Here is a 12,495-nt window from a genome sequence, read left to right as displayed (position 1 = left end):
CTATAAATACGTTAAGTTAAAACTAACAAGTGGAGGCCTAGATACATGGCAACAGGGAAGAATATTAATCCAAATAAAAAATTAGAGGGTAAAATTACTGATCCAAAAGAGCGTCAAAATGCGTTAGATGATGCTTTGAAGAAAATTGAGAAGTCTTTTGGTAAGGGGTCAGTTATGAAGCTTGGTGATAGCAAGTTCACTAAGGTTGAATCAACACCAACTGGTTCATTAAAGTTAGATGTTGCTCTTGGAATTGGTGGTTATCCTAAAGGTCGTATTGTTGAAATATATGGTCCTGAATCATCTGGTAAGACAACTTTGGCACTCCATGCGGTTGCTGAAGCACAAAAGAATGGTGGTATTGTTGCCTATATTGATGCGGAAAATGCAATGGACGTAACATATGCTAAGGCGCTAGGCGTGGATGTTGATGAATTGCTACTATCACAGCCTGACACTGGTGAGCAAGGATTGGCTATTGCCGATGCCTTGATTGCATCTGGTGCAATTGATATGATTGTTGTCGATTCTGTTGCGGCTTTGACACCTAAAGCCGAAATTGATGGTGAAATTGGGGACTCATCAGTTGGGTTGCAAGCACGTATGATGTCACAAGCATTGCGTAAGATGTCGGGTGCTATCCTAAAGACTGGTACAACGACAATCTTTATTAACCAATTACGTGAAAAAATTGGAGTTATGTTTGGTAATCCTGAGACAACACCTGGTGGACGTGCATTGAAATTCTATTCATCAGTGCGTTTGGATGTTCGTCGTAAGGGTGGTATCGATGCAACTAAGGCAGATGGTGATAACGTAAAATCTGTTGGTAACCTAACACGTATTAAGGTTGTTAAAAATAAAGTTGCTGCACCATTCCGTGAAGTTGAAGTTGAAATTATGTTTGGTAAGGGAATCTCAAAGACAGGTGAGATGATTGACTTAGCTGCTGATAAGGATATTATTATTAAGTCTGGTTCATGGTTCTCTTATAAAGGTGAAAAGATTGGTCAAGGAAAGGTTAATGTTATTCGTTGGCTAGAAGAACCTGAACATAAAGCTATTTATGATGAAATTTATGATCAAGTTCGCTTGGCATATATTGGTAGTCAAGACGGTTCAGCAGATGCACCGGATGCAGCAGATGCTAAGCAATCTGAAGATGATACACCGTTGGAAATTGACGAAAAATAATAACGGTCGTTATGAAATACAAAGAGACTAGATAGTTTTATCCTGGTCTAAAAAAGACTTGTAATCTTATTGATGTTTATTCAGTAGGTTACAGGTCTATTTTGTTGTCATTGAATTTTTAATTGTATAATAATATGTTGGTATATATGAATTTATAGCATTAGATGTTACATGATAGTTTTATAAATGACTGGCTTATCAGTCTAAAGTGGTGTAACATAGAATCACTAATTTTATTGGGGGAAGTTGTTATGACGCCGTACGAGGCAGAACAAAAACGTTTAGATTTTGTATTGGAAAAAATTCAAGATGCTAAAGCGGAAAACAAAGCGCAGATGACAAGTGCAACCGCAAAAAAAGCTGATGTAGATGATGGTTGGAAAGATGTTCGCTTCAAATCATCAACATACAGTAGTTTATTTGAAACAGCGATGTCTGTGCGCCAACAACAACAAATGCTACAAGAACGTGAATTAGCGATGGACTCAGCTGAGCATCAAGCAGTTGTCTTAGATCGTTTACAAGAACGTCCTTATTTTGCACGAATTGATGTCCAAGAAAAGGGGACAGATAAGGTTGATCAAATTTATATTGGATTAGCTTCATTTTCTGATGGCCCAGATAACTTTTTGATTTACGACTGGCGTGCACCAATTTCTTCCATTTATTATGATGGTGGTTTAGGTCATGTAACTTATGACACACCAGATGGTAAACAAGATGCTGAAGTTTCATTAAAACGTCAATTTCAAATTGAAGATGGTACGGTCGTGACAATCTTTGATACGGATGAAGCTGTTGGTGACCAGATGTTGTTGAATGCCGTTTCTGGTGAATCAACGACTAAGATGAAGTCAATCGTGACAACGATTCAAAAAGAACAAAATAAGATTATCCGTAACACAGCAGATGATTTATTATTTGTTCAAGGTGCAGCCGGTTCTGGAAAAACATCCGCTGTATTACAGCGAGTAGCTTACTTGTTGTATCGCTATCGTGGTCATTTAACTTCTGGACAAGTCGTCTTGTTCTCACCAAATCAATTATTTAATGATTATATTGATCAAGTGTTACCTGAACTAGGTGAACAGAATATGGTGCAAATGACTTTCTATCAATATGCATCACGTCGTCTGCCTAAGTTACAGTTAGAAACATTACAGGAACGTTTTGAATCACAACCAGCTGGTATTGAAAAGCAAATTATTGATCTAAAAGGTACGAGTGTTTACTTTAAGGCTATGCAACGTTATGCAAAAACGTTAAATAAACAACATATTAAGTTGCGTGCAATTAAATTTAGAGGTAAAGAACTAATTAGTAAGCAACGTATTGCCGAAATTTACTATTCATTTAATGAAAATTATAATCTAGGTAATCGTCTTCAAGCGACTAAAGAACAATTAATGAAGATTTTGCAGGGTAAAGCAGGTAACGAAGTACATGCTGATTGGGTTGAAGCTGAAGTGCAAAACCTAAGTAAAGAACAATATGATACGATGTTGCGTGATAACCCACGTGAATTCGAATCAGATGAAGCAGAATATAAATTTATTGCTAAGCAAATCGTGATGAAGGCATTTACGCCAATTATTCGTGGTGTTAACCGCAATCACTTCATTAATATAAATGAACAGTTTGTGCACTTCTTGAAGTCAATGCCTAACTTTATTGACATGTCAGCATATCAAATAACTGCCAACGATTGGCAAACTGGTATTAAACAAACTATTGATAAAATGCGCCAAGGTGCTTTGCCAATGGCTGACATGACACCATACATGATGCTCTTTGATTTGATAAAGGGTAGCCGTGGTGAACGTGACATTCGCTTTGTCTTTATTGATGAAATTCAAGACTACACACCATTCCAATTAGCCTTTTTAAAGTTCAGTTTCCCTAAGGCTCGTTTTACGATGTTAGGTGACTTAAATCAGGCAATCTTTACTAAAGAAAATGCTGTTAGTTTGCAAGACGAATTGGCACAACTATTTGATCCAGAAAAGTCTGAATATATTGAATTGACACAAACGTATCGTTCAACACAACAAATTACAGACTTTTCTAAAGATATTTTGTTGCATGGGGCCCAAATTGATGCGTTTGAACGCGAAGGGGCTTTACCTGTTGTATCAGTAGTAAATTCATTAGACGAAATGATTGACGGTACGGTGCAACAGTTAGCTGATAATTCGGCAGCTCATGAAACGACAGCGATTATCACGAAAACATTAACTGATGCACAGACTGCGTATGCAGCTTTACGTGATAAGGTTGACGTGACAGTTATTCGAACTGAGAATCAACGTTTGGTACCTGGTACGATTATTGTGCCAGCTTATTTGGCAAAGGGGCTAGAATTTGATGCAGTTATCATGTGGGATGCTTCAGCAAAGGTTTATAATGGTGATGACGAACGTCAATTGGTTTATACAATTGCGTCACGTGCAATGCATCAGTTAACGGTCTTTGCAGTACAAGAATTAACACCATTGTTAGCTGGTGTGTCAGATGACTTATACGAGAAGAGGTAACACCCATGGCAACAGCACCTTTGAACTTTGCTGTTTTTGATAGAAAAGATTGGCAACAACTAACGAGTAAATACGTTGCGCCTGACAGTCTGAAAATGACGCCACAAATATTGCAAAATATTAAAGCTTATAATGACCGTATCGCCGTAGATGATGTTTTTGATGTTTATGGACCGTTAGTAAGCTATATTAAGTTGCGCTATGACCAATACCATCGTGATATTAATGAACGGGCTGATTTTTTAGGTCGCCCAGCGGCACCAGGCCCTTTTATTATTGGCATTGCTGGTTCAGTTGCTGTTGGTAAGTCAACCACGGCTCGATTGCTACGGTATTTATTACAAGTTGCTTTTCCAAAGAAGCAAGTTGCATTGACGACAACTGATGGTTTTTTGCTTCCAAATGATAAATTACGTCAAATGGGGATCTTCGATCGTAAAGGGTTTCCTGAATCCTATGACATGACGGCTTTGCTATCGTTTATGAATGATTTAAAAGAAGGTAAGTCGCAAGTGCAATCGCCTAAATATTCGCATGATCAATCTGATGTCTTGGTTGGAGAATACGATGTTTTTGAAAACCCTGATATTTTTATCATTGAAGGTATTAATACTTTGCAAGCATCAGCTGCAACACCAGTGTATATTTCGGACTTCTTTGATCTATCAATTTATGTAGATGCAAAAACCGAATGGATTGAAGATTGGTATATTGATCGATTCAAAGCGTTGCTGGCAGCAGCTGTGGCAGCAGGGGATGATAATAATTTTTTTGCGGCATACACTAAAATGCCAACCGATGAAGCTGTTTTGGCAGCAACAAAAGTTTGGCGAGATGTGAATTTACCAAACTTGAATGAATTCATTTTACCTACTCGGGAACGAGCTGACTTAGTGTTGCATAAGCAAGAAAACCATGAAATCGACACAATTTGGTTGCGAAAATTCTAAAAACATTACTTATCAAAGTGACAACAATGTAACAAAAAATAATAAAGGTCGGAAACTAACAGGTTTTCGGCCTTTATTTTTGATTAATTTTGTTAAAAAAGGTTTATTATTAACCAGTTAAATAAAAGTAAGAAGAATTCTAAAACCCCTTTACGTAAAGGGTATAGACCGATATGTTACAAAAATGTTACTTAAAAGAATCGTAATAAACGTGCAGTACAAGTTTGCTTAATATAATCGTAATATTTAGCACGCTCATATTGGTAAACTAATAAATGTCGTTGGGTGAGTGACATCCAAAAATAAAAACCCGAGAGTCACGGGTTATAAGTAATGTAAATAATAAGATTTTTTTCAAAATAGGAGTTAATATTCAATTTATGAGTAAAGTTAAGCAAACAGCTTTAGCAGTTGCCGGTGTTGCATCAGTCTTCGTTGCTGGTTCATCAATTGTAGATGCTGCATCAACATATACCGTTAAGCAAGGTGATACATTGTCACAACTTGCTGATAAATTTAACATGACTGTTGATGACTTGGTTAAGTCAAACGACATGAAGAATGCTGATATGATCTTTGTTGATCAAAAGATTCAAGTACCAGATGAACAAGATTTGGATGCTGCTGATGTTTCATCATCAGCAGATGATACTGCGAGTGAAGCAGCTTCAGCCGCTATGTCACAAGCTGCATCATCAGCTGCCGCAAGTTCTGCTGCCGCTGCATCATCAGCCGCTGCTGCAAGCTCAGCAGCTGCATCACAAGCAGCTGCTGAAAAGGCTGCTGCAAGTGAGTCAGCACAACAAGCTGCTCCTGCAACTACGCAAGCTGCAGAGCCTGCACAACAACAAGCTGCACCAACGCAACAAGCTGCTCCAGCACAACAAGCTCAAGCTGCTGCACCTGCAGCAGGTGGTTCAACAAAAGCACAATTCTTAGCTGCTGGTGGTACCGAAGCTTTGTGGAACACTGTTGTTATGCCTGAATCAGGTGGAAATGCTAATGCTGTTTCACCAAACGGTTACCGTGGTCTTGGTCAAACTAAGGAAGGCTGGGGAACTGGTTCAGTTGCTTCACAAACTCAAGGTATGGTTAACTACGCTAACTCACGCTATGGTTCAATCCAAAACGCAACAGCTTTCCGTGCTGCTAACGGTTGGTGGTAAGATTACCGCTTGATAAAATAATAATTTATGAGGAAGATTGAAATTAGTATGTTTCAGTCTTTTTTTTTATGGGATTTAATAAAATCTTAAATAATAATTTGATTAAATTGTGAAATAATCACAATTTAAGTAATTACTTTAGTTGTTTTTTGTAAGTGGTTTCATTGCTTATCTAATTGTATGCTTGATTATCATAAACTTTTTGTTGATTGGTACCATTGTGTTTATAATCACAAAGGTTGTCAAATTACTTGACAAAAACGCTTGATAAAAAGATAAATGAGTTCTAAAATTATAACTTGTGATTAAAGAGAAAAAATATGGAGGAAAAAATGGCACAAAGTAAACAAACAACGCTTGACATGAACGGTAAACCATTTAACCGTACAGCCATGGTTGCTGTATTGTTGATTGGTACATTTGCGGGTGTGTTAATGCAAACGTCATTGGGTACGGCTATTCCAACCCTAATGCATGATTTTGACATTTCATTTGCAACGGCACAGCAGGCAACAACATGGTTTTTGCTAGCAAATGGGGTGATGATGCCCGTATCAGCCTTCTTGTCAACGCGTATTAAGTCAAAAGTATTATATAATATAGCTTACGCGCTATTAACAATTGGTATGGCTGTGACGGCCTTTACACCGGCACAATCAAACATGTGGTGGCTATTCTTGGCCGGTCGTATTATTACTGCGATTGCCGTTGGTGTAACGATGCCATTGATGCAAGTGGTAATGATCAACATTTATCCAGTTGCAGAACGTGGTGCAGCCATGGGATTAAATGGTATCGTTATTGGTTTGGCGCCTGCCATTGGTCCTAGTTTGTCAGGTTGGATTCTTGAAAAAGATCACGTATTCTTAGGATTAACGATTTCTGATTCATGGCGGACAATCTTTATTTTGCCGCTAATTGTTATTGTTATTGCATTTATTTTATCGTTCTTCTTCGTTAAGAATGTGTTACCAACTAAAAAGATTAAACTTGATGTTCTATCATTTATCTTGTCAATCTTAGGATTTGGTGTTTTCCTTTGGGGATTCACAAACGTTGCTACCGATGGTTGGGGCGACATTGCAACAGTTGTCACACCAATTGTATTGGGAATTGTTGTTATTATCCTGTTTATTTGGCGTCAACTTAAGATGGATGTACCATTTATGGACGTTCGTGTCTTTAAGAACAAGCAATTTACGATTACAACCGTCGCCGTTATGATGACGATGATGGCAATGATTGGTGTGCAAATGATGTTGCCAACATATTTGCAAAACGTACACGGTATGTCAACGCTAGATTCTGGATTAGTATTGCTACCAGGTGCTTTGTTAATGGGGATTATGGCACCAATTGCTGGTCGTTCATATGACCGCATTGGTGCAAAGCGTTTGTCAATTGTCGGTTTCGTTATTTTGGCAATTAGTACATTCCCATTCATGTTTATTACAACAACGACACCGGGTGCATTTATTACAACTTTGTATGCAGTTAGAATGTTTGGTGTTGCGATGGCAATGATGCCTTTGACAACGATGTCAATGTCAGTTTTGCCACCTAATGAAGCAGCAGATGCAACGGCTTCAAACAACACGGCTCGTCAAGTAGCTTCATCAGTTGTCGTGGCATTGTTGACATCAGTTACACAAAATATTATTACGAATAATCAACCAAGCAAGGCTTTGCAAGCCGCTAATCCATTACAATATGGTTCAGATATCTTAGATGCTTCAATGAAGGGATTCCACGTATCATTTGCGATCGGATTTGCTTTCTCAATCGTTGGTATTATCTTGGCATTGTTCATTAGTAAGGGTCGTGTTATTCCATATGGTATGACTAACGGTGCAACTATCAAAGGTGAGAAGGAGGCCTAAGTTAATATGATTATTATTGTTCTAACAATTTTAGCGATTTTGACGTATGTCTCATGGATTAACATAGAGCACGTACCAACGCGTGTTATTGCGGGAGTTATCTCAATGGCTTTGTTGGTTGCTTCTATCTGGTTGTTGACTGCAAACATGAGTAATCACTACGGCATGAAAAAAGTTACGACAACTACAGAAAAGACAATCTACTCTGCAGGTGGATCAAAATCACCAGCTGGTATGTTAATTACGCAAGAGTTGGGTACGAAGTCAGACAATTATGTGATGATTTATGCTGATCGTGAAGATGGTAAGGCAAAAGCACATTTTGTTCCTGATAAGAAAAATATGCCTGAATCAGTTAATAAGACGGCAACTTATAAGACAGCTAATGTTGATAAGGCAACTGTTAAGACTGTTACCACTCGTTGGGAATGGCGTAATCACTTCTTTAAGTCAATGTTAGGCTTTGGTGGCGAAGGTCATTCATTGTATAAGCAAAAAGCAACTGTTACAATTCCTGATAATACTTGGGTAGCTTTGTCTGCAAAGCAGGCTAAGCAAGTAACGGCAAAGCAAAAAGCAGCAGCTCAAGATAAGACGGCAGTTGCTGCACAGCAAAAGCAAATGCGTGAAGCTGTGCAAGCTAAGGTTGCAGCATATATGAAGAATAACCCTAAGGTTAGCGCTAATGATGTTGCTGATTACACACGTGAAGCAACTGCTGAAATGACGGCAGATGCAATGAAGCAAATGTTAAAGTAATGAATGAAACATTTATCAAATTATTAATGGGTAACTATTGATATTTGGTAAATGTTTTTTTGTTTTTAATTGATGTTTGTATAACAAAAAATATATATTGTAAAAACAAGTATCATTCATTCGAGACACGTGTTATACTAAGTACATAGTTTGAAAGATTTTGTTTTATGTTTCTAAGAAATAAGGGCATCTTCGTTTTGGATTATTAATTTTTTATGGCAAGATGCCAGGAGGTTTCAGACATGGAACAAGGAACAGTAAAGTGGTTTAACGCAGACAAGGGTTACGGTTTTATCTCACGCGAATCTGGTGATGATGTATTCGTACACTTCTCAGCAATCCAAAGTGATGGCTTCAAGTCATTAGAAGAAGGTCAAGCTGTATCATTTGAAGTACAACAAGGTGACCGTGGTTTGCAAGCAGCTAACGTTACTAAGTTGTAATTAGCGTGCTTTAACCAAGAAAAAGTCTGGGAGATTTCTTCCAGACTTTTTTGTTTGTATTTTTTTGGAGATTACATCATGAAATCATGGACGAAAACAATCGTTTTGCCGGCTGACCAACCAGCAATTTCAATTAAAGCACAATTAATCAGTTGGCAAGTGCCTCGTCGCATACGTGGTAATTTTCGTATGGAACGTCGCATTCTTTTAAATGATTGTTATCAGCCAACGTCAACACTGTTAAAACCATTTGATAGGGTACAGATGACATGGTTAGAAAACGATTTTATAACACCGGATTCGCATTATTTACCTGATGATAGTCAAGTGCTGGATGTTTTATTTGAAAACGATGACTTTATGGTTGTTAATAAGCAAAAAGGCGTTAAAACCCATCCTAATTCTCCTGGCGAGGATGGCACAATGATGAATTTTGCACAGGCATATTTAATGAAACAAAATAAGCATGCTTATATGGTACATCGTTTAGACGGACAAACAACGGGTGCTTTAATTATTGCTAAAGTACCGTATGTTGTGCCAATGCTGAATCAAATGTTACGCGATAAAACGATTAAACGTACCTATTTGGCGTGGGTTGACGGTGTATTAAACGATAATAGTGGTGTTATTCGATTACCAATCGGTGATCATCCGACGAATAGTCGCTTACGAAAAATTAATGGTGAACGTGCCAAAAATGCTGTGACCCATTGGGAGAAAATAAAAACAGTTTATCAACATACGTTGGTACGTTTAAATTTAGAAACTGGTCGTACACATCAGATTCGATTACATATGGCGGCAATTGGGCATCCGTTGGTCGGGGATGACTTATATAATACGCAAACGAATGTGACGGGATTATTATTACATTCTGCTGCTGTTAAGATTCCAATACCATTTTCTACACAAATAAAGTCAATTGGTGCGCCATTACCAGTTAGTTTTCCAACAAATATTAAGTAATTACCGTTATTTATTAAGAAATGTAAAAGTTTTTTCTTGAATTGTAATGATTTTGTTAAGAACATTTGTTATTATTAAAGAACGTTATAAAAACTAATGGAATTAAAAGCACATGAAAGTGTTAATGATTAAAGGGGAAACTTCATCAATGGAAATCAAGTCACACAAGAAAATGTATAAAGCAGGAAAGCAATGGGCCGCAGTTGCAGTAGCAACAACCGCAGCAGGTGTCGCTTTCGTAGGTAGTAATGAGTCTGCTTCTGCAGATGTATGGCAAGCTAACACTGTTGATCAAGTTGCATCACAAGTGTCAAGCAACGGTGGTGTAAACAATTATCAAATTCAACAAGGTGATACTGTTTGGGCGCTAGCAATGGCTACGAATGATACAGTTGATAATTTTGCTGCTGTTAATGGTATTGTTAATCCTGATTTGATTATTGCTGGTCAACATTTTAATGGCGCAAGTGCTGCACCAGTTGCAACAACGGCACCTGTTAACCAACAACCAGCACAGCCAACGCAAACAGCTTATACAGCAGCACCATCTGCTGATGAAGTTGCTGCTTCGCAAGCTGCAGCTAACGAAGCTGTGGCAGCCTCACAAGCCGCTCAAAGTCAAGCCGCTGCTTCACAAGCAGCTGCATCTGAAGCTTATGCTGCTAGTGTTGCTGCTTCACAAGCCGCAGCCGCTTCAATGGCTGCTGCTGAGTCAGGTGCTACTGCTGCAAGTGAAGCTGCAGCTAAGGCCGCTGAGTCACAAGCAATTGCTGAAACTGCCAAGGCTAATGCTGCTGCGCAATCAGCACAATCAGCTTCAGCCGCTAATAACGCTGCCGCAAACGCAAGTGCCGCAGCTAGTCAATCAGCTGCTACTGCACAACAATCACAAGCATCACAGACTTCAGCTACAGCTGCAACGTCAGGTAATGTTGATAATTCAACATTTAGTGCTTTGAAGTCAAAGCGTAGTGGTATGACAACAGAATGGTCATCTGACTTGGCAGCAAAGGCACAAGCACGTGCACAACAAATTGCCAATGCTGGTGGTTCAATTCCAAGTGAACACTGGAGTAATCCAAACGAAGTTATCTCAATTGGCTTTGGTTCAGGCTCACCAGTTGTGGATGCTTGGTATAACGAAACAAATATGACTACTGCATCAGGTACTGGTCACCGTGACTGGGAGATGCGCGCTGGTTCAACTCACTTTGGCTTTGCTCAAGTTGGTGATGTTATCGTTGGTGTTTCAAATTAAGCATATAAATAAACAGGTTGCTTTCTACACTATATATAATAGTAGAAAACAACCTGTTTTTATGTGTATATGAGATTCATTAAGCCCAGTTACCATTACGGAAGACAGGGACAATGCTACCGTCTTGACTAACACCATCAATATTCATGTCAGATGAACCAATCATGAAATCTACGTGAACTAATGAGTCATTTTGCCCCTTAGCTTGGCGTTCAGCGACAGAAATTTGAGTACCATTTTTAACGTTAGAAGGGTACGCTGCACCTAGTGCTAAATGATCAGAAGCATTTTCATCGATTAGTGTTGTGTAGAACACGATATTAGAATTTGAGATAGGTGAGTCGTGAGGTACAAGAGATACTTCACCAAGTGAGGCTGCACCATCATCAGTTTTAATTAGTTGTTCTAGCGTTTCTTTACCGTTAGTTGCGTCAGCGGCAACAACACGACCTTTTTCAAAAGTAAGTTTGATATCAGTAATTAAAACACCAGAATATGAAAGTGGCTTGGTTGATTGTACGGTACCCTCAATATGACGATAATCGGGTGAAGTGAAAACTTCCTCGGTCGGCATGTTGGGTACAAAACGATTACCTGCTTTATTGAATGATTCGGCAGCTTCCCAAACATGATCTTCTGCTAACCCAATGGTTAAATCAGTTTTGGCTGAGTGGTAACGTAATTCTTTAAAGTTCTGGTTATTTAACCAAGTGGCCTTTTCATTAAGGGTATTAATGTGTGCTTGCCAATCAGCAATCACATCGTTATCCAAGCTAATACGGTTAATGTTAAAAATTTCCTGCCATAGCTTATCCTGAGCATCGGTGGTTGAGAGTTCAGGGAAAACTTTCTGAGACCATTCTTTACCTGCAGCAGCGACAACTAGCCAGGCAACGTCATTATTCATTGTTGCTTGACGAACAGCGCTGTTAGCACGTTGATAAGCTTGTTCGTATAATGATACACGATCACTGGCAACGTCACTTAAACCGTCAGGATCATTTGAAACAATGGAAATACGTGATGTGTGATTAGCCATTAATGATTCAGCACGCACAGAGAACCAAGCTGGCATGCTTGAAAGTGTCGCTTCATCAGCATGTTTTAAGAATTCACGTTGTAAAATAGTATCTTTCCATTCCACAATTACTTGGTTAGCGCCAAGTTTATAAGCAGCATCCATGATACGATGCACCAAATCGGCTTGGTCAATTTCAGCGTATACGATAATATCTTGGCCAGGTTTAACGTTGATACCAACCTGGGCAATTAAATTGGCGTATTTATTTAACAACTGATCGAAATGTTTAATTGTCATTGTATTTTCTCCATTTTTTAAGTT

The 12,495-nt window shown here is 38.6% G+C and carries 10 protein-coding genes; 9 read left to right on the top strand and 1 reads right to left on the bottom strand.

What is annotated here, in order from left to right; genetic code table 11:
* The first annotated feature begins 45 nt into the window (after window positions 1-45).
* The 9 genes from recA to GA0061074_RS01965 all read left to right on the top strand — a co-directional run bounded on the left by recA (window position 46) and on the right by GA0061074_RS01965 (window position 11,153).
* Complete coding sequence (gene recA, locus GA0061074_RS02005) at window positions 46-1,194, top strand: recombinase RecA (protein ID WP_092461433.1); 1,149 nt, start codon at window positions 46-48, stop codon at window positions 1,192-1,194.
* A gap of 251 nt (window positions 1,195-1,445) precedes the next feature.
* Window positions 1,446-3,728, top strand: coding sequence for an RNA polymerase recycling motor HelD (gene helD / locus GA0061074_RS02000; RefSeq protein WP_092461432.1), 2,283 nt, complete (start codon window positions 1,446-1,448; stop codon window positions 3,726-3,728).
* Window positions 3,729-3,733: 5 nt separating this feature from the next.
* Window positions 3,734-4,678 carry a type I pantothenate kinase gene (gene coaA / locus GA0061074_RS01995; protein ID WP_092461431.1) on the top strand — a complete coding sequence of 315 codons (945 nt, stop codon included), beginning with the start codon at window positions 3,734-3,736 and terminating at the stop codon, window positions 4,676-4,678.
* 380 nt (window positions 4,679-5,058) lie between these two features.
* Entirely contained in the window at window positions 5,059-5,844 is a 786-nt protein-coding gene (locus tag GA0061074_RS01990) for a LysM peptidoglycan-binding domain-containing protein (RefSeq protein WP_092461430.1), read from the top strand.
* Window positions 5,845-6,176: 332 nt separating this feature from the next.
* Entirely contained in the window at window positions 6,177-7,724 is a 1,548-nt protein-coding gene (locus tag GA0061074_RS01985; protein WP_092461429.1) for an MDR family MFS transporter, read from the top strand.
* A 6-nt stretch (window positions 7,725-7,730) separates the two neighbouring features.
* On the top strand, window positions 7,731-8,483 hold the full coding sequence (locus GA0061074_RS01980) for a DUF4811 domain-containing protein (RefSeq protein WP_092461428.1): 753 nt from the start codon (window positions 7,731-7,733) through the stop codon (window positions 8,481-8,483).
* A 242-nt stretch (window positions 8,484-8,725) separates the two neighbouring features.
* Window positions 8,726-8,926, top strand: coding sequence for a cold-shock protein (locus GA0061074_RS01975; protein WP_075269406.1), 201 nt, complete (start codon window positions 8,726-8,728; stop codon window positions 8,924-8,926).
* Window positions 8,927-9,004: 78 nt separating this feature from the next.
* A complete protein-coding gene (locus GA0061074_RS01970) occupies window positions 9,005-9,895 on the top strand; it encodes an RluA family pseudouridine synthase (RefSeq protein ID WP_092461427.1) in 891 nt (296 codons plus the stop codon).
* A gap of 148 nt (window positions 9,896-10,043) precedes the next feature.
* Window positions 10,044-11,153: a LysM peptidoglycan-binding domain-containing protein gene (locus GA0061074_RS01965; RefSeq protein WP_159426639.1), complete on the top strand. Its 1,110-nt coding sequence runs from the start codon at window positions 10,044-10,046 to the stop codon at window positions 11,151-11,153.
* 79 nt (window positions 11,154-11,232) lie between these two features.
* Here the strand turns inward: GA0061074_RS01965 and GA0061074_RS01960 are convergent, their stop codons facing one another.
* Entirely contained in the window at window positions 11,233-12,471 is a 1,239-nt protein-coding gene (locus tag GA0061074_RS01960) for an aminopeptidase (protein ID WP_092461425.1), read from the bottom strand.
* Window positions 12,472-12,495 lie beyond the last annotated feature (24 nt).

This window comes from Weissella bombi, assembly GCF_900094835.1.
GTDB lineage: Bacteria > Bacillota > Bacilli > Lactobacillales > Lactobacillaceae > Weissella > Weissella bombi.
The sequence above is the reverse complement of the archived record's forward strand: the minus strand, read 5'-3'. Positions and strand labels throughout refer to the sequence as shown.